The sequence below is a fragment of the Streptomyces umbrinus genome (assembly GCF_030817415.1).
Lineage (GTDB): Bacteria > Actinomycetota > Actinomycetes > Streptomycetales > Streptomycetaceae > Streptomyces > Streptomyces umbrinus_A.
Window position 1 is genome coordinate 11,920,365 of the sequence record NZ_JAUSZI010000002.1, and the last position, 23,126, is coordinate 11,943,490.

Annotated in this window: 24 protein-coding genes; 9 read left to right on the forward strand and 15 right to left on the reverse strand. The window is 67.9% G+C overall.

Annotation, left to right across the window (positions count from 1 at the left end; translation table 11 throughout):
- Nucleotides 1-59 precede the first annotated feature (59 nt).
- On the reverse strand, nucleotides 60-221 hold the full coding sequence (locus tag QF035_RS53190; RefSeq protein ID WP_307530233.1) for a hypothetical protein: 162 nt from the start codon (nucleotides 219-221) through the stop codon (nucleotides 60-62).
- A gap of 211 nt (nucleotides 222-432) precedes the next feature.
- Between QF035_RS53190 and QF035_RS53195 the strand changes: the two genes are divergently transcribed.
- Nucleotides 433-1,530 (forward strand): exonuclease SbcCD subunit D, encoded by a 1,098-nt coding sequence (locus tag QF035_RS53195; protein ID WP_307532009.1) that lies wholly within the window; start codon nucleotides 433-435, stop codon nucleotides 1,528-1,530.
- Nucleotides 1,530-2,828 (forward strand): AAA family ATPase, encoded by a 1,299-nt coding sequence (locus QF035_RS53200; RefSeq protein WP_307530234.1) that lies wholly within the window; start codon nucleotides 1,530-1,532, stop codon nucleotides 2,826-2,828. Before QF035_RS53195 ends, QF035_RS53200 begins: the two co-directional genes overlap by 1 nt.
- Here QF035_RS53200 and QF035_RS53205 read toward each other — a convergent pair.
- The 3 genes from QF035_RS53205 to QF035_RS53215 all read right to left on the reverse strand — a co-directional run bounded on the left by QF035_RS53205 (nucleotide 2,800) and on the right by QF035_RS53215 (nucleotide 4,000).
- Complete coding sequence (locus QF035_RS53205; protein ID WP_307530236.1) at nucleotides 2,800-3,450, reverse strand: IS3 family transposase; 651 nt, start codon at nucleotides 3,448-3,450, stop codon at nucleotides 2,800-2,802. The genes QF035_RS53200 and QF035_RS53205 overlap by 29 nt on opposite strands.
- A complete protein-coding gene (locus tag QF035_RS53210; RefSeq protein WP_307530238.1) occupies nucleotides 3,447-3,617 on the reverse strand; it encodes a hypothetical protein in 171 nt (56 codons plus the stop codon). Before QF035_RS53210 ends, QF035_RS53205 begins: the two co-directional genes overlap by 4 nt.
- A 95-nt stretch (nucleotides 3,618-3,712) precedes the next feature.
- Nucleotides 3,713-4,000: a transposase gene (locus QF035_RS53215; RefSeq protein WP_123471932.1), complete on the reverse strand. Its 288-nt coding sequence runs from the start codon at nucleotides 3,998-4,000 to the stop codon at nucleotides 3,713-3,715.
- Nucleotides 4,001-4,023: 23 nt separating this feature from the next.
- Between QF035_RS53215 and QF035_RS53220 the strand changes: the two genes are divergently transcribed.
- The 3 genes from QF035_RS53220 (at nucleotide 4,024) to QF035_RS53230 (ending at nucleotide 6,429) form a co-directional block, all read left to right on the forward strand.
- Nucleotides 4,024-4,653, forward strand: a complete 630-nt coding sequence (locus QF035_RS53220; protein WP_307530240.1) for a NucA/NucB deoxyribonuclease domain-containing protein — start codon at nucleotides 4,024-4,026, stop codon at nucleotides 4,651-4,653.
- A gap of 101 nt (nucleotides 4,654-4,754) precedes the next feature.
- Nucleotides 4,755-5,237 carry a hypothetical protein gene (locus QF035_RS53225; RefSeq protein ID WP_307530242.1) on the forward strand — a complete coding sequence of 161 codons (483 nt, stop codon included), beginning with the start codon at nucleotides 4,755-4,757 and terminating at the stop codon, nucleotides 5,235-5,237.
- Between the two features lie 475 nt (nucleotides 5,238-5,712).
- On the forward strand, nucleotides 5,713-6,429 hold the full coding sequence (locus QF035_RS53230; protein WP_307530244.1) for a hypothetical protein: 717 nt from the start codon (nucleotides 5,713-5,715) through the stop codon (nucleotides 6,427-6,429).
- Nucleotides 6,430-6,733: 304 nt separating this feature from the next.
- On the opposite strand, the gene QF035_RS53235 is transcribed toward QF035_RS53230, so the two are convergent.
- From QF035_RS53235 to QF035_RS53280, 10 genes are all read right to left on the reverse strand, one after another.
- Nucleotides 6,734-7,459 (reverse strand): DUF4145 domain-containing protein, encoded by a 726-nt coding sequence (locus QF035_RS53235; RefSeq protein ID WP_307530245.1) that lies wholly within the window; start codon nucleotides 7,457-7,459, stop codon nucleotides 6,734-6,736.
- 81 nt (nucleotides 7,460-7,540) lie between these two features.
- Nucleotides 7,541-8,119, reverse strand: coding sequence for a hypothetical protein (locus tag QF035_RS53240; protein WP_307530247.1), 579 nt, complete (start codon nucleotides 8,117-8,119; stop codon nucleotides 7,541-7,543).
- Between the two features lie 69 nt (nucleotides 8,120-8,188).
- On the reverse strand, nucleotides 8,189-8,668 hold the full coding sequence (locus QF035_RS53245; protein WP_307530249.1) for a MarR family winged helix-turn-helix transcriptional regulator: 480 nt from the start codon (nucleotides 8,666-8,668) through the stop codon (nucleotides 8,189-8,191).
- A 393-nt stretch (nucleotides 8,669-9,061) separates the two neighbouring features.
- The gene (locus QF035_RS53250; RefSeq protein WP_307530251.1) at nucleotides 9,062-9,940 is read right to left on the reverse strand and encodes an LLM class flavin-dependent oxidoreductase; all 879 of its coding nucleotides are present in this window, start codon (nucleotides 9,938-9,940) and stop codon (nucleotides 9,062-9,064) included.
- Between the two features lie 125 nt (nucleotides 9,941-10,065).
- On the reverse strand, nucleotides 10,066-10,533 hold the full coding sequence (locus QF035_RS53255; RefSeq protein ID WP_307530254.1) for a cupin domain-containing protein: 468 nt from the start codon (nucleotides 10,531-10,533) through the stop codon (nucleotides 10,066-10,068).
- 92 nt (nucleotides 10,534-10,625) lie between these two features.
- Nucleotides 10,626-11,597 carry an alpha/beta hydrolase gene (locus QF035_RS53260; RefSeq protein WP_307530256.1) on the reverse strand — a complete coding sequence of 324 codons (972 nt, stop codon included), beginning with the start codon at nucleotides 11,595-11,597 and terminating at the stop codon, nucleotides 10,626-10,628.
- Nucleotides 11,598-12,123: 526 nt separating this feature from the next.
- Nucleotides 12,124-12,531, reverse strand: a complete 408-nt coding sequence (locus QF035_RS53265) for an SsgA family sporulation/cell division regulator (protein WP_307530259.1) — start codon at nucleotides 12,529-12,531, stop codon at nucleotides 12,124-12,126.
- Entirely contained in the window at nucleotides 12,525-13,502 is a 978-nt protein-coding gene (locus QF035_RS53270; protein WP_307530261.1) for an alpha/beta hydrolase, read from the reverse strand. The genes QF035_RS53265 and QF035_RS53270 overlap by 7 nt, the downstream gene beginning before the upstream one ends.
- A gap of 163 nt (nucleotides 13,503-13,665) precedes the next feature.
- A complete protein-coding gene (locus tag QF035_RS53275; RefSeq protein ID WP_373466899.1) occupies nucleotides 13,666-14,535 on the reverse strand; it encodes a helix-turn-helix domain-containing protein in 870 nt (289 codons plus the stop codon).
- A 44-nt stretch (nucleotides 14,536-14,579) separates the two neighbouring features.
- Complete coding sequence (locus QF035_RS53280) at nucleotides 14,580-15,593, reverse strand: helix-turn-helix domain-containing protein (RefSeq protein WP_307530264.1); 1,014 nt, start codon at nucleotides 15,591-15,593, stop codon at nucleotides 14,580-14,582.
- Between the two features lie 672 nt (nucleotides 15,594-16,265).
- Here QF035_RS53280 and QF035_RS53285 point away from each other — a divergent pair.
- Entirely contained in the window at nucleotides 16,266-17,552 is a 1,287-nt protein-coding gene (locus QF035_RS53285) for an MFS transporter (protein ID WP_307530266.1), read from the forward strand.
- 99 nt (nucleotides 17,553-17,651) lie between these two features.
- On the opposite strand, the gene QF035_RS53290 is transcribed toward QF035_RS53285, so the two are convergent.
- Entirely contained in the window at nucleotides 17,652-20,525 is a 2,874-nt protein-coding gene (locus QF035_RS53290) for a helix-turn-helix transcriptional regulator (RefSeq protein WP_307530268.1), read from the reverse strand.
- A gap of 459 nt (nucleotides 20,526-20,984) precedes the next feature.
- Between QF035_RS53290 and QF035_RS53295 the strand changes: the two genes are divergently transcribed.
- The 3 genes from QF035_RS53295 to QF035_RS53305 all read left to right on the forward strand — a co-directional run bounded on the left by QF035_RS53295 (nucleotide 20,985) and on the right by QF035_RS53305 (nucleotide 22,808).
- Nucleotides 20,985-21,560 (forward strand): Dps family protein, encoded by a 576-nt coding sequence (locus QF035_RS53295; RefSeq protein ID WP_307530270.1) that lies wholly within the window; start codon nucleotides 20,985-20,987, stop codon nucleotides 21,558-21,560.
- A gap of 162 nt (nucleotides 21,561-21,722) precedes the next feature.
- Nucleotides 21,723-22,565: an alpha/beta fold hydrolase gene (locus tag QF035_RS53300; protein WP_307530272.1), complete on the forward strand. Its 843-nt coding sequence runs from the start codon at nucleotides 21,723-21,725 to the stop codon at nucleotides 22,563-22,565.
- A gap of 66 nt (nucleotides 22,566-22,631) precedes the next feature.
- Entirely contained in the window at nucleotides 22,632-22,808 is a 177-nt protein-coding gene (locus QF035_RS53305) for a hypothetical protein (protein WP_307530274.1), read from the forward strand.
- The last annotated feature ends 318 nt before the right edge of the window (nucleotides 22,809-23,126 follow it).

Genomic DNA, 23,126 nt, shown 5'->3' on the forward strand with positions numbered 1-23,126 from the left:
GAGCCGCAGACGTTGGAAGTCAGGCAGGTTGCCCGCGGCAAGTTCTTTCTCGAAACTGGTCAGGCGACGATGACGAGTTGGGTGCGGGCGCGGTGAAGGAACTTGCAGACGTAGGCCTGGGCCCGGGTGGGCTGGACGCGGGTGAGGACATCGGCAGAGCGGCTGCCGGGCGCAGGGTCGCCAGCTTGGGGACCGGCGGTTCCGATGATCAAGAGCCGCATACCGAGGACTGCGAGCGGGTTCTGAGGATCCATCACTCGCGTTGACGCGGACGGTGAACCAGGATGACTTTTCTATTGCTGTATCCCCTTAAAGGGGTCTGTTTATCGGGAAAACCTCCTGCAACGGCTGTCGCTGTGGTTACGTTCTGTGCTCATGAGGATCCTGCACACCTCGGACTGACACCTCGGCCGCCAGCTACACCGACATCCCCTGCTGGCCGAGCAGCGCGCCTTCCTGGAGCACCTGTTGGAGACGGTGCAGCGAGAAGAGGTTGAGGACGTCGCCGTCGCTGGCGACGTCTTCGACCGCGCCATCCCGCCGCTGGACGCGGTAGACCTGTTCAAGTGGGTCCTCGAAGAACTCGCCGCCCTTCAGGTCCCGCTTGTCATGATCAGCGGAAACCATGACTCACCGCGCCGACTGGGGGTCAACGCCCGTCTGATCGAGCGCGCAGGGATCCATCTGCGGACCGGCGTGGAGGACTGTGCCCGTCCGGTCATCTTGCAGGACCAGCACGGACCGGTGGCCTTTTACGGCCTTCCCTACCTCGAACCCGGCCTCGTTCACGCCCACTTCGGCGCGGAACGTGCCAGTCATCATGCGGTACTCAGTGCGGCCATGGACCAGGTCCGGGCAGACCTGGCAGCCAGGCCTTCCGGTATCCGTTCGGTGGTCCTCGCCCACGCGTTCGTCACGGGCGCGGACACCAGTGACAGCGAGCGCGACATCACCGCAGGCGGCGTTCCCTCCGTGCCCGCCTCAGGTTTCACCGGGGCGGACTACGTGGCGCTGGGGCACCTGCACCGCTGCCAGAAGATCAGCGAACGCATCCGCTACAGCGGATCCCCGCTGGCCTACTCCTTCTCCGAAGCCGATCACCCCAAGGCCATGTGGCTGGTCGACCTGGCAGCCGACACCGCCATCACGGCACGCAAGCTCCTGTGCCCCGTCCCGCGCCGCCTGCGCCAGATGTCCGGCACCCTGCAGGACCTGCTGACCAGCCCCGAGTACACCGAGTACGAGCCATGCTGGCTGCACATCACTCTCACCGACCCGGACCGGCCGCACATGGCCATGGAACGCCTGCAGCAACGCTTCCCCCACGCCTTGAAGCTGAGCTTCTCTCATGAGCGCCACAACGGGAGCGAGTCCTACCGGTCCCGCGTCCAGGGCCGCACCGACCACGGGATCGGCCTGGGCTTCCTCCACCACGTCACCGGCATCCCGGCCACCCGCGCGGAGCAGGACCTGCTGCACGAGGGACTGGAAAGCGTCCGCACCCAAGCCGCCGCGCGAGAGGCCAGCTGATGTATCTCCACCATTTGACCGTCCAGGCATTCGGCCCGTTCGCCCGCACCGAAGACGTCGACTTCGATGCCCTGACCAGCGCAGGCCTGTTCCTCCTGCGCGGCGATACCGGTGCAGGGAAGACCAGCATCCTGGACGCGGTCTGCTTCGCGCTCTACGGCACCGTGCCCGGCATCCGCCCCACCCACCGCCTGCGCAGCGACCACGCCCCGAACGACACCCGCACCAGGGTCGTCCTCGAGTTCACCGCGGCCGGCCGCCGCCTGCGGATCACCCGGATGCCCAAGCAGACCTATCCCAGCTCGCGCGCCAAAAGCGGCACCGCTACCGCCGAAGCCACCGTCCAGCTCCACGAACGGACCGCCACCGCGGACGACTCCACCGCCTGGGAGCCGGTCAGCGCCAGACACGAAGACGCCTCCCGGGAGATCGAGGCGGCGCTGGGACTGTCCAAGGAACAGTTCTGCCAGGTCGTTCTCCTGCCGCAGGGAGACTTCGCGAAATTCCTGCGGGCCGACGCCAAAGACCGCGCCTCGCTGCTGCGCAGGCTCTTCGACACCGGACGCTTCCAAGAACTGCAGAACTGGCTCACCACGCGCAGCAAGACCACCAAAAGCGACCTCGAGGAAGTCGCGACCGCAGTACAGCAGCTCAGCGAACGCATCGACCAGGAAGCCGGCCCCTCCCTCCAGGAGGCCGACACCACCTCGGACCAGCCCGTCCGCCCCGGCCCCGAGCACCCCGCCGCCGCCCTCACTTGGGCCCAGGACCTGCTCGCCCGCGCCCACGCTGCACAAACCGCCGCTCTGGCAGCCGAGGAACTCAGCGACCAAGCCCACGAAAGGGCCAAACAGGACCGTCAGCGCGCCGTCGCCCTCGACACCCACCAACGCCGGCACAGCCAAGCCCTCGCGCAGCGCGCCGCCCTGGACCAGAGGGCCGCCGGCCACCCGCACCTGCGCGAGCAACTGGAGACGGGCCAACGCGCCGAACCCCTGCGCCCCCTGTTGGACGGCCTTGAGCGCAGCGCTCTCGTACTCCGCACGGCCCAAACCGCGGAGGAAACCGCCCGCACGCTGCTGCCGGCCGCCCACACCCGCGCCGAGATCCCCCAGCTGCAGCTGGCCCTCGAACAGCATCACGCCGAGCGGGGCCGCCTCCAAGGCCTGCTGCCCGACGAAGAACGCCACACGCAACTCGGTGTCCAGCTGTGCGAGTTGAACGAGAAGGAAGAACTGAAGTTCCCCCCGCGAACTGGACAGCGGGTGTTTACGCTGCCGGGGCGAGGTTCTGCCTGAGCAGGGATCTCGTTTCGAGCGGGGTGACGTACCCGTAGTCGGGGTGCCGACGGAGTCGGCTGCGGTTGTACTCGACCTCGATGTAGCGGAAAACGTCGGCCCGGGCCGCCTCGCGGGTCTCCCACACGGTCGTCCCGATCTCCGCTTTCAGGATGGCGAACCAGCTTTCCGCGGCGGCGTTATCGTAACAAGAGCCGACGCGTCCCATCGACTGCCTCATGCGCAACTTGCCTATTTCGGTGCGGAATTCGTCACTCGTGTATTCACTGCCGCGATCCGTGTGCATGATGCAGCGGTACTCCAGGCCGCCACGCCCGGCCGCCATCCGCAGGGCAGCGACCGGCAGCTCGGCGCGGTGGTGGTCGGCCATCGCCCAGCCGACCACCTCCCGCGTCGCGAGATCGATGCAGGTCGCCAGATACAACTTGCCTTCCAGCGTGACAAGTTCGGTCATGTCTCCGACCAAGCGCATCCCGGGCCGGGGTGCGGTGAAGTCCCGGCCGATCAGGTCGAGCGCGAACACCGCCCGCTTCGCCTGCCGGGTCAGGCCCCGACGCCGGCGGCGGGTGATCCCGGCGATCCGGTGTTTGCGCATCAGCCGCTCGACCTTCTTGGAGTTCACCGCCCGCCCGGCCCGCCGCAGGGCGGCGTGGATCCGCGGGGCCCGTAGGCACCGCGAGATCCGGCGTGAAGCACCCGGATCTCGCCCACCAGCACCTCCTCGGCCCGCTCCCGCACCGCCCGGGCCGGCCCTGCCGCCCTGTGCGCGTAGTAGGTGGAACGGGACACCCCCAGCACACGGCACAGAAACGCAACGCTGTGACCTGCGAGATTCCCCTCCGATGCCTTCTCCGCATCGATGAGGTGACACCGTGCCGCGGTGCCTACCTCATCTTGTCCTGAGCGAAGAAGGCGGTCGCTTTTCCCAGAACCTCGATCGTGGCCTCCTGCTCGCGGACCTTCCGCCGCAGCCGGACCAGCTCCTCACGCTCCGCAGTGGTCAAAGCCCCGGCGGGCCCCTCACCGCGGTCGATCTTCGCCTGCTTCACCCACCCGCGCAGCCCTTCCGGACTCACGCCCAGATCCCTCGCCACCTCGGTGACCGTCTTCTCCGAGGACAACGCCAAGGCGACCGCGTCCCGCTTGAACTCGGCCGTGTACCGCTTACTCATGTTGCTCTTCTGGCTCACTACCTGTGACTGCTTCCTCCGGGACCATCCGTCCCAGTATCAAGCTGTCCGACCGGCAGGGGGAACCTCAGCTGAGCTGGTACGACTTCAACGGCACGGCTTCAATCTCCGGGCAAACCCCCGTCACCACGGGGCAAAACGGGTTTCGCTGCGACTCCGCCAGCTATCCCGCTCAGAAGCAGGGCTGTGTCTTCGACCTGACACAGGAACTCTGGTACGACTTGTCGGTCGCCAATCCTGATGTGAACGAGACGGCCCAGCACATCGTCGACGCCCAGGAGCAACCCGAGACCACGTTCCCCACGTGGTCGGGCAAAACTGTGCCGGGATCGGTCACCAGCGGCCAGCCACTGAACCGCGTCTTCCACGACACCAGATTGCGCGACAACAATCATGCACAGGCCGTGCGCACGTGCAAGGAGTTCTTCGGCGCCGACTACGCCTCACGCGGCCTGGACTGCGACGAATACCCTTTCCAGTCCACTACGCAGGGCGCAGCCGCCCAGGACAACCGGTACTCGGCACGTGCGCTGATCTCCTCTGACAATCAAGCCGCTGGACGGAGCCTGGGGCAGTTCTACGACCGGCAGCGCGTGCTCGACGCTGACCCCTTCTACGTCATCGTGATCCAGTAGCGCATTCCCCCGGTAGGGTGACCGCGCCTCAGCCATAACCGTCCCTTCGGCCAGACCAGCCATGCCAGGCCGAAGGGACGTTCGCCCGGGAAGGACCGCTCATGACTGATCGTCAACTGCTCGCTGTCGTGGAGGATGCGATGCCACGCATCGAGTACCGGCATTTCCAGCTAGTTGACGACGGGGCCCGTGTGGAAGCCCCGGACGGATGGGCGCGATCGCCCCAGATGGTGGTGGCTGCGGGGCATGGCGCCATCCTTCGAACAGGCGGGAACGACTTCTACCCGCTGGTGAGGGTTGAAGTCTGGTCGGCGCAACCGGACCCTCAAGACCCCTCGCTGTGGGAGGTCGTGGAAGAGGTTGATCTTCGGTCTGACAGTGGAAGCCTACTTCTGCGTGAATGGGACGGCGGCCTTGTTGGCGACCCGCTGCCGGTCGAGCACTCCGGCTCCTACCGACTGAAGGCTCACTGCCGGGGCCGTGCCGAGGCTGAAGCCCTCATCGGTGACGAGCTGTACTACGAGGGTGTTGAAGAGTGGTTGCTGCAGCTGTGGCCACTCGATGAAGTGGATTGTCCGGAGTGAGACGTATGCGACTGTTCATGGAACCCTCCTGGTCGAACATGCAGTGGCAGCAGATCGGTACCCGAAGGGTCAACAAAACGGAACGACATCGCTCGGGAATCACCCGGTCGCTCCCTGCGATCCCCGCTGTTGGCTCACCTCATGTTGCTTCACCGGGTTTGCCGGGCTGCGCCAGGCGGTGGCCGACCTGGCCGCCCGCCGCCCGCCGCTGCCGCCCACACCCGGGGGTGAGCGCCTCGGTACGGCTCTGGCGGCGTTCACCGCGGCCCGCCGCGTCACCCCTACCCCCCCACCGCCCCACCGCCCCCCCGCCCCCGGCCCCTCCGCCTCCGCTGCGTCGGTGGTGGGTGCCATCCCCGCCGGACCTCCGGATCTGGCCAGTGTGGAGGCCGAACTCCTTGCTGCTGCTGTGCCGTTCCTCACTGGCGACGAGCATGCTGGAGGTCCCACTGAGACGAAGGACCGCGGGACGACCATGACTCTGAACTTCGACGCAGACCAACCGGTAGTCGGGCTGAAGAGACAGCGAGCGCTGATCGAAGCCGTCCTCGACGCGGGCAGCGCGGACGAAACGCGCTGGCTGGAGTGGAAGTCCCGTCTGGACGTCTCGAAGGCCGAAGGAGCCTTCACCGTCTCGAAGGCGATCCTCGGGTTCGCCAACCGGATGCCCGACGTAGCCGCGCAGTGGGCCGGAGGTCACGCCTACCTCCTGGTCGGGGTTGAGGAAGAGGCGCTGCATGGGGTCGCCACACATGACATCGAGAAGGTCGACGCCTGGCTGGGGCGCTACATCGGCGACTTCGACCGCTACCAGTTCACCTACGTCCCTTTCGACAACGGCGAGGGAACGCGGCACGTCATGCTCGTCGATGTCTTCCCTCCACGCTGGGGTGATCCCATCCACTCCCTGCGCAAGGAGCACCAGAACTTCTACCCAGGCACGGTCTTCCACCGGTATGCCGGCAAGACCATGCCTGCCCGCGCAGCTGAGATCGACGTCCTCACAGAGCGGGCACGCCGGGCAGCCAAGCGTGTGAACGTCGGCGTCGCCCCGGTGACCGGCACCGTCGCCCTGCTGCCTCCCCTGGCGGACAGGCGCAACCACATCCTGGATTCTCTGCGCGAAGACCTGATGAAGCAGCTCGACACCGCACGCCCGAGGAAGCAGGGTGTCAATCCCCTGGAAACGTAGAGGCTTTGGTTATGCGGCCCGATTTTCCTGACTGTGCCGCTCGCGTGCTTCGATGATGAACCGTTCGAACTCTTCCGGCGGTAGCCCGTCGGCCGCGCTGTGCCTGCGTCGGGAGTTGTAGAACCCGGTGATCCAGGTGGCGATCTTCAGGCGTGTCCCTCCCCACACAGCGTCTGGGACTCGACATGAGCACAGCGATCTCCATGGCCGAGGATGCCGAAGACGACTCAGAGGCATAGGCAGACCATGTAGGCGTCAACCGCCGTCTGAGCCCAAGACGCTGAGTCGACTCAACAAGCGTGCATCACGGGTTCTGCTGAGCTGCTTCGTGACGCCTTCTGCGCGATTCCGCCATGCGTCGTCGCTGCGCGGGCTGGACGTAGAGGAGAACCGCGGCTTCGGCGACCAACTCGGCGATGTCAGCGAGTTCTTCGGCGGAGTACGCGACGCCGTGATGCACACTGTCGTTCCCGACGACTCGCGTCTCGTCTAGCGCCGTGATGACGTCGGCAGGCAGGCCTTTGGCCGCGAGCTCCTGGATCTTTCCGTGCAGGGTGTGATGCGTGGCGCCCTGGTCCTTGCACAGCTCTTCCACCGCCGACCGGTATCCCACGCCGGCGAGCCGGGCCGCGCCGGCGTTTTCTGCCCGTGAGGCTTCCTCGTACGCGCTGCGGATCCGCTCCGGTACGTCCGGGGGCAGCACGCGGGGTGGGGGAGAGGGCCACAGCACCAGCCGCGTTAGCTCTTCGATGCGGGCGTCTTTGCCCCAGCCTGTCTGCTTGCACTCGATGACTTCCAGGACCGAGCGACCGCACAGCTGACACACCCAGCATTCCTGCTGGGTCCACGAGGAGTGGGGGTGGACAGGCAAGGACCCCTCGTCGCCGAAGCCGCCAAACGCGTACTCGCGGCTCTCCGGAGCGATCATGCGCTGATCGACCATGTCCATCACGGTGCCAGTGGCGCAGTCCGGGTAGGGGCATACGGCTCTACGCTGCTGAAGGGAAACCAGCTTTTCCTGCTCAGTCATCACAACACTGTAGTGAAATGGGCATTTCAGATACACCGGCTTTGTTGTGCAAGCGGAGAGGCCGGGATACGTCAGCGGTAGTCAGCTCGAGTCGGCATGGCCGTGGCGGCGTAGGAGACGTACGAAGAAGCCGGTGAGCATCTCGGCAGCCGCGTCATCGCACAGCTCGCGGCCACCGATGCGGTAGACCTCATAGCCCTGGAGCGTGAGCTCGCGGTCCTCCGCCACCAGCGAGGCGTAGCGCGCAGGATCAGGAAGCCAGCCGACTCCGGGCTCCTGCACCGCAGCGCGGCCGGCAGGGCGGGCGTAGTGCTGGATGCCGTCGACCTCGATGACTGCGCGGGCCCGATGGTTCATCAGCAGCAGGAAGTCCATCCTCTGTCGGGCAAGGCGGCTGGCCCCGCCCAACTCGCTGATGGTGTAAGGGTCGTAGTGGAGGCAGACCTGTGGAATGAGCGCAGGCAGGTTGAAGCCGAGCTTGAGGTAGGTGTCGAACACCAGCAGTTCGGCACCGTTGTCGCCCAGGGAGCGCCGCAACCGCTCCCGCAGAGAGATCCGCGCCTGTGTCGGGTCGCCTGAGTGCTCGGGATGCTGGCGAACCCACCAGGTGACCAAGTTCTGCCAGCTCAGCCCGCGGTCTTCCAGCGGCTGGTCGTACACCAGGCAATACTGCTCGTTCTTAAGCGACGCCGTCGCCGGTCTCCGGGCAACGACGACGACTGCCGGAACTCACTCCGCCGGGGGAGCCACGCGGTGGCGATCGTTGATCGCCCGTTCGATGGTGCCGGCGATGGCGATGAAGGATTCGGCCTCCCCCGGAGCCAGGTCTCGAACAGAGGTCTCCTCCAGGACGGTCCACATTGCAGCGATCGGCTTCCTCATGGCGTGGCCCTTGTCCGTGAGCCGGACGACCATCACGCGCCGGTCGTGTGCGGCCGGCTCGCGAGTCAGCAACCCGGCTTCCTGCATCCGGCGCAGGGACTTGGAAACGGTCGAGTGGTCAAGGCCGACGCTCGTGAGGAGCTCGGACTGGGTCTGCCCGTCCCTTTCGTACAACTGCATCAGCAACAGTTCCTGCCCCGGGTGTAGATTCATTTCGCGCAGCATGGCGGCCGCGTAGCCTCGGTGGGCTCGAGCCAACTGGAACACCGCGTAGCTCAAGCGGCCCTCCCGCACCGTACTGGGAAAATCGTCTGTGGACTCGGTCATCTCTGTTCTCCTCGCACGCCGATCAGGGGAGCGGCAATTGTCTCAGCACGCTTCGCCGCCCCCGAGTCAGCGTCCAGGGACCCGCCAGGAGCGCACGCCGGAGCATTCGGAGAGGACTTCGGCCGGGGTCGCCGCGGAGGCCGTCGACTCGGCCGGCACGCGCCAGCCCAGTACGGGCGGGTCGCCGGCCTCTGACCAACCAGAGACGCGCGCGGCAGGCCGCGCGGCTCGCACGGCGGGGTGATCTGCGCGCTTCGGGCGCGTATCGGTGGACGTTCCACCCTCGTTCTGCGGTGAGAGGGGCTCCGGTGACGACTGCGGCCTCAGGGCCGGGCGGGTACCCGACGAGGCCGGTAGTCTCGGCGGGGGTTCCGTAGCCTCCCACAGGCGGAATCAGTCCAGCTGCCCCAGGGTCTCGCGGACGGCGGGGACGACTTCGGCGGAGAAGGCACGGATCTGCTCCGCGTGATCATGCTCGGGCCAGATGACGAAGCCGTTCATGCCGACCGTCGTCACCAGTTCGGCGATGGTCTCGCTCCACTGGGCAACCGGCCCCCTGAACGGGCCGTCTGCGGCGGACTGGATGGTTCCGGAGATGTTGTAGACCTTGCGGATCGCCGACGGGTCACGGCCCGCAGCGGTCGCGGCGTCGTCGATGCGCCCTACGGCCACCGGCAGGGCATCGAGTCCGAGGTAGGCGTGGGACGGCAACCAGCCGTCGGCACGGGCGCCGGTCAACGCGAGCATGCGCGGACCGTAAGAGCCGAGCCACAGACCCATGCCGGGACCAGGGGCCGGGCCGGGACGGACGCCGGCGAGCGAGTAGTGCTCGCCACGGACCCGGACGCTGCGCTGCCCACTCCACATCGCGCGGATGACATCGATCGCCTCGTCCAGGGCGTCGACGGCCTCCCGCGGTTCCCTTCGCGCCCCTCCCATGGCTTCGATCGCCTCCCAGAAGGCTCCGGCCCCCAGGCCGAGCCGCACCCGGCCCCCGGACAGTCTGTCCAGTGTCGCGGCGGACTTGGCCAGCACGGCCGGGGGCCGCAGGGGGAGTGAGGCGACCGTCGGAACCAGGGTGACGTTGCGGGTCCGGGCGGCCAGGAAACTGAGCAGCGTCCAGGTGTCGTCGAACGATTCCTGGTAGGGGTGGTCCTGGATAGTCAGAAGGTCCAGGCCGAGCTCGTCGATGAGCAGTGCGTGGTCGCCGGAACGCCCGACGGGCGAAACGAGCGGGTCAACGTTCGCGCCGAACAGAACGGGAAGGGGCATGACAGCCTCTCGATGGCCAGGAGCCTGAGGGAGCCGAGGTGCGGGCTGCACTCGCGTCCGACGCAGGCATGGATCGTCCTTCGATGGTGCAGGGGCCCGGCCGGTGCGGCCCGGGGGCATCGTGCTCAGCGGGGTGGTCCGAGGATGACCCCGCCGTACAGTGCCGAGGCTTCGGCCAGCAGGGACCTGGGAATCTCGAAGCCGTCGGGTCTCGGTGCGGCGAGGTCGCGTCCGGCGTGGCGGAACATGCCCTCGATGCCGCCGGGGGTGGTGATCATCAGGAGGTCCGCGCGGTCGGAAGTGATGCGGTAGGAGTGGGGGACGTTGCGGGGCAGGTAGACGATTCCCCCTTCACGCAGCTCGTGCTCCTCCTCCCCCGACCACACCAGGACGGTGCCCTTGATCAGCATGAAGACCTCGTCTTCCCGGGTGTGGAGGTGGAAGGGAGGCGCCTCCCCCTTGGCCACGGCGAACCGGCCCACCGTCAGCTTCCCTTCGGTGGCCTCCTGGTCAAGCAGGACGGAGAAGGTGCCCCCGTCGATCCACTCAAGTTTCTGCTGCTGTTCGGGTTGGGCGAGGTAAGCCATGGACATACGTCCTCTTCCTTTCTGCTCTGTCCTGCCGGTGCACCTGGTGCCTTCCGCAGCCGCGACAAGAACCTGGAACGGTCCCGGTCTCCCAGCGGTCAGGCCCCAAGGGTGCGGCGGACCCAGGCGCTGCGGGCGGCAAGTGCGGCGGTAGACAGGGCCGCCGCGGGAGCCGCGCCATCGAATATGTGGAAGCCGCCGGCCCATACATGCAGTTCAGCCTGCACGCCTGCGGCCCACAGGCGGGACGCGTAAGCGACGTCCTCGTCCCGGAAGACCTCTGCGGAGCCGACGTCGATGAATGCCGGCGGGAGGCCCGACAGATCCGTGGCGCGGGCGGGAGCCGCGTAGGCGCTGACCGCATCGGTGGTGCGGCGCTCGCCCAGGAGGGCGGTCCAGCCGGTGACGTTGCTCTCCCGGCTCCAGGAACCGGTACCGGAGTACTGGCTGCTGGACACGCTCCGGTCGCGGTCGTCGAGCATCGGGCTCATCAGCAGCTGCGCCATCGCGACAGGCCCCTGACGGTCACGGGCCAGCAGGGATACGCCCGCCGCCAGTCCGCCGCCAGCGGAGGTCCCGGCCAGGAGGATCCTCTCTGGATCGATGCCCAGTTCGGCGGCGCGGTCGGCGGTCCAGACGAAGCCGGCGTACGCGTCCTCCACCGGCGTCGGGTCGGGGTGCTCGGGGGCCAGGCGGTAGTCCAGGGACACCACGACGGCGTCGTGTTCCAGGGCCCAGTCCAGGATGTTGACGATTCCGGTGTACCGGTCGCCGATGATCATTCCGCCGCCATGCAGGAAGTAGATCCCAGCCTTGGTCGCGGCACCGTGGCGCGGGGTGAACACCGATGCGGTCACCTCTCCGCCCTCCACCGGGACGGTACGGACCTGGTGGTCCAGGGCCCGGGTGGCCAGGATCTCCTCGATGGGGGCTGTGAACGGTACGGCTCGCAGGGTGTCGATCATCTCAGCGGTGATCGTCGTCGGCAGCGGGCTGGCATCCAGCAGGGCCCCCAGCTCGGGGTCGTACGGCGGACGGGCCTGGGTCCGGGTGTCTGTCGAAGCACTCATGGCGCTCTCCGTGTTCGCGGTTCCGTCGACCACTTCTGTGGCCGACCACATAAATGTAGCGCAGAAAAGCGTGGCTGGCAACATAATCTCGATGCAGCCGTCCACGGAGGGCCTCTCACACGTACGCGACGCAGGTGGAAGAGGACGATCCGTACAGCCGCAGGCCCGGGGGAGCAGCCGCGTGCGCGAAGACTTCCGACAGGCTCCGCCTGCTCTCCAGCCGGAGCCGGCTTCGGCGGAGCGCACTCGGACGACACAGGACACGAGGAAAACAGCGCGTCTGCGCTCTCCGGCCACCGTCCTCCCGAGCGAGCGACCGAGTGCGCCGGCGGTCAGGTCTGACCCGCCTGCCGTCCGGACGCCAGGCCCTGCGCGCCCTGCACCGGCTCAGCTTGATCGACCACACCCCCGACACTCCCGGCTCGGGGGTGCGTGTGCACCAGAACGTCTCCTGTGGCCGGCTCCGGCCGGCTCTTTTCGTCCTATCGTCTCGGCGAGGAGAGCGCGAAGAGCCGTCGACGTGTGGTCAGTGGTCCTCGAGCGGGTTGGCCACCAGTTCGTCCCAGTCGAGACCCGTGAGTTCCTCGCCGGGCGGGACCAGGTCGTATGTCTCGAAAAGCCAGTCCTCCACCCGGTGCAGGTCCAGTTCGAACAGCACCCGCCTGCCGCAGCGCTCCAGGCGCAGGCGCAGCACTGGCCGATCTTTGCTGATCGTCGACCAGACCCGCACGTCACCGATCCCCGTCGGCGCCAGCAGGCCGTCATGGAGAAGGTCACGGCCGATCCACCAGGTGACGGGAGGCCCACCTTCCGGTTGGAAGGTGACCGAGACGACGAGGGGATCATCGCGGTCGAAACGGAACTCCACCCGGAGCGGAATCCTGTAGGAGTCCCAAACGATCTGGAAGATCCGCAGTGACAGGGGGGCTACCATGTTTGGCTGTGGAGCGCGGCGTGCAGGGCACCGGCGGCCATCGTGATGGCCGCCTCGGCGGCGTGGGTCTCGTGAAGGGCGTTGAGCATGACGAAGTCGTGGATGATGCCCTGGAAGCGGACGGCGGTGACCTGGACACCGGCCTCGCGCAGCTTGTTGGCGTATGCCTCGCCCTCGTCGCGCAGCACGTCGGCCTCGCCGGTGATGACCAGGGCCGGCGGCAGACCGGTGAGCTGCTCGGTGGTGGCGCGCAGCGGGGACGCGGTGATCTGGGCGCGCTCGGCCTCATCCGTCGTGTACTGGTCCCAGAACCACTGCATGCCGTCGCGGCGCAGGAAGTAGCCGGTGGCGAACCGGTGGTAGGAGCCGGTGTCGAAGGCGGCGTCGGTGACCGGGTAGAACAGCACCTGCTGGGTCAGTGGGACGTCGCCGCGCTCCTTGGCCATCAGGGTCAGCGCGGCGGCCATGTTGCCGCCGACGGAGTCTCCGGCCACGGCCAGGCGGGAACCGTCCAGGTTCTTGGACGCGCCCTGCTGCACGACCCACCGCGCGACCGCGTAGTTCTGCTCGATGGCGACCGGGTAACGGGCCTCGGGGGAGAGGTCGTACTCGGGAAAGACGACCGCGGCGTTCGCGCCGACGGCGAGTTCGCGCACCAGGCGGTCGTGCGTGTGGGCGTTGCCGAACACCCAGCCCGCACCGTGGATGTAGAGGATCACCGGCAGCGTGCCCTTGACGCCGACGGGCCTGACGACGCGGGCCTGGACACTGCCCGTCGGACCGCCCGGGACAGTGATCCACTCCTCGTCGATCGCGGGCTTTGCGATCTCGCCGGACTGCACCTCGTCGACCGCCTTGCGGCCCTCGGCTGGCGGCAGGTCGAAGAGGTACGGCGGATTGGCGGTCGCCTCCGCGAAGGCAGCCGCAGCAGGCTCCAGGACCGGCTGAACCGGCTTGACGGCATCGGACATGTCAATCTCCTGGGGTTGGTACACCGGCCCTTCAGGCGACATGACACGGATCATGCGCCGGGCCCCGGTGAGTGTTGATCGTCACGCTAAGACCACTGCCTGGGCGGTGATTGACGGCGAGCGCACCGCTGCTTGTTTTTCAGCGAATGGCACGTGTCGCTGATCAGCGAGCAGGGGCGGTGGTGTGCGCCGCCTGCCACTGGCTCGGGGACATGCCGTAGGCGGCCCGGAACGCCCGGGTGAAATGGGCGGGATGGGGGAATCCCCAACGCTGTGCGATCGCCGACACACTGGGAGCGGATCGCCCGCCGCGATGGAGTTCCTCGCAGCATTTCTCCAGGCGACACTGCTTGATCCAGCGGCTCACGGTCGTGGCTTCGCCTTGGAACAGTTTGTGCAGGTAGCGCACGGAGACGTGGTGGGCGCTCGCGATCGCCCCCGGTGTCAGGTCGGGGTCGGCGAGGTGCTCGTCGATGAACGTTTTGATCCGCAGGAGCAGCGCATGGGAAGCATCGGGTTCGGCACTCCCGTCCCCGTCATGGCCGAGTTGCTCGGCGAACAGACTCGCGAGGAGGTTCATGGCGTGGCCCGCGAGCCGCTCGCCCACCTCGGGTCCGCAGTCCGCCGCTTGAGTGGCGAGCCCGGAAAGGAAGCAGGAGACCAGTGCGCCCAGCCCCTGATCTCCGCGGACGGTCCTAGAGGTGATCCGTCTCAGTTCGGCGCTGCTCAGCCCCACGGCATGGCGCGGGACGACAAAGCACATGGTTCGTCCTTCGGACCGCAGCTCGTACGGACGGGCGGCCTCGAAGATCGTGAAGTCTCCCGCCTGGAGGACCGCTTCCCTTCGGTCCTGGGTGAGCGTTCCCTGCCCGCCGCACTGAAGGGCGATGGCCAGGCGTTCCTCCGCGCCACCCGCCGTCGATCTCGGCCCTCCGACCGCCTGATCCGCCGCGTTGTCCACCGTGAAGACTTCCACATAAGCGAGGTGGCCGGTGGTCGCGCCGCTGCCGGGGACACTGGTCAAGACATCCATAGTTCGTTCCTGTGCTGGATCACCGACGGCACGTGTGCCGCCCTCTACGTCGCGGTGCCTCGCTCCGGCATGTCAGGTAGCGGCCGTCCCGGGACAGGAAGACCGCTGCGTGCCTGCCACTCGCGCGGCGACATCCCGTAGGCCGCGCGGAACACCCGGCTGAAGTGGGGCAGGCGGGTGAAGCCCCAGCCCCGTGCGACCGAGCTCACCGTGGGGGTGCGGGGGCCGCGGCGGTCCAGCTCGCGGCGGCACTCCTCGAGCCTGCGCCGCAGGATCCACCGGCTCACGGTCATGCCTTCGTCTTCGAAGAGCTTGTGCAGATAGCGCGTGGAGATGCCGTGCGCCCGGGCAATCGACTCGGGCGACAGGCCGGGGTGGGCCAGGTTGCGGTTGATGAAGAACCGGATCCGCAAAAGCAGGGTGCGCTGTGCCGTCTCGGCGTCGAGCCTGTCGTGACCGAGTTGTTCCGCACACAGCGTGGCGAGCAGGTCTGTCACGTTGCGCGCGAGTTGTTCGCCGACCTCTTGGGTGTGCGATGCGGCGGTGTCGGCGAGGCGTGACAGGAACGGAGACAGGAGCCGTGCTAGTCCTTCGTCACCGCGGATGACCCTTCCGGTGAGGCCGTGCAGATCGGAATCCGGCACGAGCAGAGCGGGCCTCGGCAGAACGAGCGATACGATCTCGACCGGCTCCGTGTACATCGATGCATAGGGGCCGTACGAGGTCAGCATGATGATGTCGCCCGGTCGCACCACGCTGGTCTCCCTGCCGCCCTGTGCCAACATCTTCGGTGTTCCGCGGCGCTGCAGGCTGACGGTCACGTATGCTTCGGGATCATGCGAGAGCAGGCGGGGGGTGCGGCTGACATGAGCCGGACCGGACAGCACCCTGTTTATACGCAGAGGACCGAGCTGGTCGGTGGTGATGGACGCCGAAAACGGTCTCGGCCCTTCCAGAAAGTTCATGTTGTGGCGGAAGTGGGTCTGCATCACGGCGTCGGCGAAGAAGGCGGGCCGGTCGCGTGACGGTACCTGTTCCGTGGAAACGATGACGGTCATGGTGACTCCGTCTTTCTGTCAGTGTGCGCAAGCCCAGCTCGCAGGACGCTGTGGTGTCTGCGGTCGCTGCCACCTGTGCCGGTGCGGGCGAGCAGCGTCTCGTTGACCTCTTCGGTGTGTTTCTGGTGATGCTGTGTGGCCTGCCTAAAGCCTGATCAGGCGGGCTTCCTTGATCAGCACGGGCAGCCCGTACACGGTCGCGTGGAGGGGCAGGACACGGTTGGCCCTGGCCTTGACCGTGGGCGTATGAGGCGATATCGGCACGGTTGTTCGTGCTGGTCCGGATGTAGGGCATGGCTTGCTCCGGTTACCTCGGTGCGACCGACCGGCGCCCGCACATCGGGTGGTCGGCGCCCTGAGTATTCCGGTGCCCCAGGCCGCCAGACATCTGTCAAATGACAGCGGTCCGCGTCACAGGTGGGCGCGAATGGCTGCTCAGTGGTGGTGCGGGAGACTCCGGCCGCACGGGCGTTTTTGGTGCTCGTCACCCTCCGCCGCGTGTGCCGCTCCTCATCAAGAAGCCCCGTCCGTCCCTTGCCTACGCACCGGCCCGCGCTTACCTTGGCCGCTACTCACACGTGTCGTTACCACGTGTGAGTAGCTAGGTCAGCGACTTTTTGAGACGTCTCTCGCCGCATCCCGGTTCGCGTCTCCCAGGACGAAGGCGGTCGCATGACCACCACCCCTCCCCGCCCCGATCCCGCTCTCCCGTACATAGAGCAACGCCCCTCGCCCGAGCGCAGTGCCCGCTCCTGGGTCGTCACCACGATGGCCCTGGCGCAGCTGGGACTCTTCCTGGCCTTGCTCACCCCGGTCTTCTCCAGCCTGGCCATCAAGGTGCAGGACCTCGTCCCCAGCGACGACGAGGTCTCCGCGCTCGGCATGGTCAGCAGCCTCGGCGCACTGGCCGCACTCCTCGCCAACCCGGTCTTCGGCCGGATCAGTGACCGGACGACAGGCCGGTTCGGCCGGCGACGGCCATGGCTGGTGATCGGCGCCCTGGGACTGACCGTCGGCCTCGCCGTCATCGCAACAGCGCAGAGTCTGGCGGTCGTCGCCGTCGCCTGGTTCCTGAGCCAGATGTTCGCCAACGCCGCCCTGGCCGCGTTCACCGCGTCGGTTGCCGACCAGGTACCGGTCTTCCAGCGGGGCAAGGTCGCCGGACTGATCGGCGTCATGCAGAACCTGGCCATCCTCGGCGCCGCCTATGCGGCGAGGGTCCTCGGCACGGACGTGCTCCTGCTGTTCATGGTTCCGGCAGCGGTCGGGCTCGCCCTGGTCGTGCTGTACGTGATCGCCCTGCCCGACAAGCCGCTGCCGCAGCGTCCGCCGTCCGACGGCGGCCTTCGTACGCTGCTCAGGACGTTCTGGGTGAACCCTCGCAGGCACCCGGACTTCGCTTGGGCCTTCGTCTCCCGCTTCATGGTGATCCTGGCGATGTTCATGTTCACCACCTTCCGACTGCTGTTCCTTCAGGACCAGTTGGGCCTGTCGGACGACCGGGCGGTGTCCGTCATGGCCACCGGCGTGCTGGTCTACACCGTGGTTCTGATGGCTGCGGGCCAGCTGGCCGGATGGCTGTCCGACCGCTTGCGGCGCCGCAAGGTCTTCGTCGGGTTCTCGGCGCTCGTCTTCGGCATCGGCACCGCCATGTTGATCACGACTCACTCCGTCGCCGACTTCTACGCCGCAGAAGCAGTCCTCGGCCTCGGCTTCGGCGTCTACGCGGGCGTGGACCTCGCCCTCGTCCTCGACGTCCTGCCCGATCCGGAGGACTCAGCCAAGGATCTGGGCATGTTCAACATCGCCAATGCCGCACCGCAGTCCATCGCCCCCGCCGTCGGCGCACTGCTGGTCAACACCGCGGGCGGCCACGAATACCACCTGCTGCTCGGCGTCGCCGCCGCGGTCTGTGCCGTCGGCGCCCTGGCCGTCATCCCCATCAGGAAGGTGAGCTGATCCGCGTCCACGGTTCACCCCACGCCGCCCGGACCACCACAAACGTAAGGTGCTCACCGGCGCCGACGCCTGGTCGCTACGTCCTGACAGCGGTCGGCATCAGAGATCGGTGGGAATGGCTGCGGGGTTGCGGTTGAAGGCCTCCCGGGCGATCTCTACGCGGCTGCGCATCCCGAGCTTGGCGAGTATGTGGGAGATGTGCGTCTGTGTAGTGCGCCGGGTGAGGAACATGCTCTGTGCGATGTCGGGTGTGGAGCAGCCGGCCGCGACGAGAAGGGCGATCTTGTGTTCGGTCGGGGTCAGGGCGTCCCAGCCGTGCGCGGGCCGCTTGATCCGGGCGCCGCGCACGCCGCGGCGGATCCCGTACCGGCGCAGCCGCCCCTCGGCACGGCGGATGTCCCAGACCGCGCCGAATCCGCCGTAGAGGTCGAGTGCTTCGCCGATCAGGTGCTTGGACTCGGTCGTGTCCCCGTGTGCGGCAAGGACGACGGCCAGGTCCTCCAGCGCTCCCGCCAGCTCCACCGGCACGCCGACGGCCCGGTAGTGGTCCACCGCCGACCGCAACGGTGCCGGATCACGCTCGTGGAGTCCTGTGCACCAGTCGGCGGCGGCCATGGCGCGGGCCGGGACCTGCTCGGCGGCCGCCTCGGCACGGCAGGCTTCCAGCGCGGCCGCGGCGGCGGAGTCGTCGTCCACGGCGAGTGCCAGGCGGAGAACCGTCGGCAGCCACTGGTGGGTCAGCGTCATCTCGCCTGGCTCCCGGGTGAGGAAAACGCCGAGGTGTGAGAGGGCCAGGTGCTCGTCCCCGTTCTGCTCGGCGGCGAGCGCTTGCGCGAACAGCAGGAAGTCGGTGTTCTCGCGATCGGCGATCGTGACCGGTGGCTGACGCAGTCCGGCCCGCAGGTGCGCGTCGGCCGTGGCGCGATCGTCCCGGCGGACGGCGATGAGGGCGGCCACGCCGTGGCACAGCCACATGGGGCCGCGCTCGCGCAGTCCCCGGTAGGTCATCGCGGAGGCGCTCTGGTCGACCGAGTTGAGCTCCGCCAGTGTGTCGTCCCACCGGCCCAGCCAGTAAGTGAGGACTGCGGCGGTGACGCTGAACCTGGCGTCATCGGTCCGGTCGGCGGCGAGCAGGAACTGCCGCGACTCCCGCAGGGCCGCCTCGGCGTCCGACCACCGGCTCAGGTTCTGCAGGGTGAAGATCCGGGCATGCAGTGCATAGGACCGCAGGTCCGCGTGGTCGTCGGTGGCGTTCAGCGTCTCCAGCGCGCGATCCACGCAGTCCAGCGCGGACAGGTAGCGCCGCTGTACGGAGTGGTTGAGCCACAGATCGGTGAGCGCATAAGCGATGGCGAACGTGTCTCCGGTCGTCTCGCCGATCTCCAATGCGCGGCGCGCGGTGGCGTCCGCGGCTTCCAGCGCACCCGATCCCGCCCGCTGGAACATCGCCAACGAGGCGAGCAACCGGGCGCGCCAGGCGTCGGGCAGGTCTTGCTCCAATGCCTGATCCAGCGCTGCGACCGCCGCGTCGTTGTCACCGCTGCTGAACAGCGCGCGGGCCAGGACCCAGTACATCCGCCCCCGGTCGGCCGGCTCTCTCGACACGGTCAGGGCCTGCCGGGCGCGGACCGCGGCCTTCTCGTGCTCGCCCGCGCCGACCAAGATCTGGGCAAGAGCCGCGCTCAACGCGGCACGGTCACGCTCGTCCGCGACCCCGTGCTCCAGTTCCCGGTCCAGCAACTCGGCCGCGATACGCGGGGCCCTGACCGCCAGCGCCGACGCGGTGTCGGCGAGCCAGCGCCGGGTCCAGCGGTCGCCGACGCGGCCCGACTCCAGCAGTTGCAGCGCCACCCGTTGGGGCTCGACACCGCCGATACCGTCCAGCGCCCGGGCCGCGTCCTGGTGCAGCGCAACGCGCAGCGCCGTCGGCATGCCGTCGTACAGCGCCTGGCGGATCAGCGGATGCCGGAACGTCATCCGCTGACCGGCATCAACGAGGATCCCGGCTGCGACCGCCTCCTGGAGATCAGCGGAGAGGTCGATGGTGGACCGGCCCAGGAGCGCTGCAACTTCCCCGACCGCGAACTCCCGGCCGAGCAGCGAGGCAACCCGCAGCATGTCGAGCGCGTCGGCCCGCACGAAGCTCAGCCGGCTGTCCAGCGCCGCAGCCAACGACCTCCGGAAGGTGCTCAGCGAGGTGTCCCGCAGGTCGGCGTGCTCGCCGACCGTTACACCGCCTTCACGCACCAGGGACTCGACCAGCTCCCGCACGTACAGGGGATTGCCGCTGGCCTGGGCGGCAAGCTCGACCAGCGCGGGCCCCGGCGGCGCACCGGCGACATCGGACAGCAGATCATGGATCGCGTCCGGGCCGAGGGGCCCCAACGAGATCGTTGTCGTGGCGTAGCCGCGCAGCGCGGCGCGAAGCTGCCGCATCCCGGATCCGCGGGGCACCGGCCGGAAGGACAGGACCAACAACAACGGCAGGTGCGCGGCGATCGATGCCAGGTGCCGGCACACGTCCAGCGACGCGTCGTCGGCCCACTGCAAGTCGTCGAGCACCATCACGGTCGGCGCGGTCGCGCAGTCCTCCTCGATCAGGGTGAGGAGCATCTCGATCACCGCGGTGTGCACGGTGTTGCTCAGCAGGAGGTCGGGCCGCTCAGCGCACACGAACCGCAGGATCTCGGCGCGGCGAGCATCGGTCGCACGCTGCGTGACCTCCAGGCAGTCGCCCAGCAATCGCAGCGGCAACGGGTGCGCGGCCTGCTCCGCGGTGCCGCGCAGCACCGTGCAGCCGGACTCCTGGCCGGCCGCGCCCGCTGCGGCGGCCAGTGTCGACTTGCCGATACCGGGCTCGCCCTCGATCAGGACCACGCCGCCGGTACCCGTTCGCAACTGTGCGATGGCGTCCTGCAGCACCGCCAGCTCGGCCTCGCGTCCGACAAGACGAGTCGGGAGGCCCAACGACATTGTGGGGTCCCCGCGCCGCACAGGGGATATTCGGGGTCTACGAGTGGTATCTCCTGCGCCCGTCGTCATTGACCACTGTCTCCCGCTTCGACCATCTCCGACACGGTTTCAACGGAAAGCGTACTGCCGCAGTCGCTCCGTGACGGTAAATTCTGGATTGCGGTCGGGGAGCCGGAAACCTGATTGATGATCTTGAATGCGTGATGTTGTCATGGCGTTCGCCCGGCGATGGCGCACCCGAGCCGTATCCCGGTGGGCGGGTTCACGACCCGGCGTCGAAGGTGTCGGACCCGTCCTGCTGAGTGCACGGTCGTCCGCCGGCAAGGGGTGCCTGGCGCCGGCGCCGCACGCGGCGGTGCGCTCATTGGCATCATCGCATGCGCTCTTCGTCAACGCGTTGCCGATGTCAGCGCCTAGCGTCCCTCACGTATCGCAAGCACGGCACCCAGGAGGCGCTTCATGACCACCAGCCCCAACCCCGTGAGCAGCCAGCCGTGGCTGCATCAAAAGGGCAAGGTGATCCAGGAGTTCGCGACGGTCAAGCAGTTGCCTCTCGGCTTGTCCTACGACACACGCATGTACTCCTGCCGACGCCTGAACAAGGTCCTGGCGGACACGCAGATCCTCTACAGCCTCTACAAGAAGCACCATTGGAACATGCGGGGCGCGACCTTTTACCAGTTGCACGTGCTGCTGGACAAGCATGCGGGAGAGCAACTGGAACTCGTCGACACGATCGCCGAGCGGGTTCAGACCCTGGGCGGCGTCGCGGTGGGGGATCCCCGGCACGTCGCCGAGATCACGTCGATTCCACGTCCGCCTGATGGGGTGGAGGAAGTCCCGGGGATGCTCGCGCGGTTGCTGGAGGCGCATGAGACGATCCTGGTCAAGGCCCATGACGTGGCCGCCCGCAGGGCCGAGCTGGGCGATGACGGCACCAATGACGTTCTGGTCTCGCAAGTGATCCGCACCGGTGAGTTGCAGGCCTGGTTCCTTGCCGAACTCCTGGTCGACACACCCCTCGTCCGCGTCTGAGCGCATCAGGACCACCGATGCCAAGAACGGCCGCTCCGCAGACGCGGAAGAGGGCCGCTGCCGCTTCCTGAAAGCGTCGAAATCCGCGGCTGGCCGACTCTCCACGCCGCGCGACCTTCCCGCAAGACCCGTTTCGCTGCAACCACCTCCTAGGAGGACGTCATGTTCCGTTTCTCTCGCATCCGCTCAACCGTCCACAACGTCGCCACCGTGACCATCGCTTCTATGGTGACCGGCTCCCTTCTTGCCGCCGGCACAGTGAGCAGCAGCGCCGCCTCACACAAGGCCGGGGCGGGCAAGGCCAAGCCGACCATCGTGCTCGTCCATGGCGCTTTTGCCGACGCCTCCAGTTGGTCCGGCGTCATCCAGCGCCTGCAGCGCGACAGTTACCCGGTCGTCGCCACGGCCAACCCGCTGCGTGGTCTGAGCAGCGACGCCGCCTACCTGCGCAGTGTCCTGGACACCGTGGAGGGGCCGGTGGTCCTGGTCGGCCACTCCTACGGCGGCTCGGTGATCACCGAGGCCGCCGCCGGGGACCCTGACGTCAAGGCACTGGTCTACATCGCCGCATTCATCCCGAACGTCGGCGAAAGCGCCGGCGAGCTGGCCACCAAGTTCCCCGGCAGCACCCTGGGCGAGGCCGTCAACGCTGCCTCCTACCCGCTTCCCGGCGGCGGCACCGGCACCGAGCTGACCATCCGTCAGGACAGGTTCCACCAGCAGTTCGCCGCCGACGTACCCGTCACCACCGCCGCGATCATGGCGGCCACCCAGCGGCCTGTCTCCACTCTCGCCCTGGAGGAGAAGGCCTCAGAGGCGGCTTGGCAGGACATCCCCTCCTACGCCCTGATCGCCGGCGAGGACTACAACATCCCGCCCAAGGCCGAGCAGTGGATGGCCGAGCGAGCCCACGCCCACACCGTCACCATCGACAGCGCCTCGCACGCAGTCACGGTCTCGCACCCGGCGGCGGTAACCGACCTCATCCTCCGCGCTGCCCGGTGAGCAGGCGCTGATCTCCCCGGTGGTGGACGCCCCGGCGGATTCGAGATTCCGCCGGGGCCGCACGGGATGAGCACGCACGCGCCGACGCTGCGCAGGCCGGCGGAGCCGCGGCGTACGGCGACGGTGCCGACCACGCCCAGGGCTCGCCGGCCGACCGTGGCCCAGTCGGCGAGCCGGGAACAGGAGGCTCAGCGGGCCGGCAGGTCCTGGATCGCCTCCGCGATCTCTCCGCCGGTGGGGTGATTGGCCCGTGGGTGGCCCGGATACCCGGGCACGTGGAGGCCGACGAGGATGTCTGTCAAGCAGGCGGCCCCGGTCCGTGCTGGGCTCAGAGGGCTTCTCGAAACCGAGTGTGGGGCGGGACGTTCCTAACCCGCCGCACTCGGCCCAGACGCCGATCGGTCGACTGGTCACGATGGCGGAGATCGCCGACGCCACCGACTTCCTGCTCCCCAACACCGGCATCAATGCCCACGACCTGTACATGGACGGCGGCCTGCTGGCGACCTGAGCGCGGCAGCGGTCGTGGTGGTCGCGTTGCCCCGTCGATCGTCACAGGTG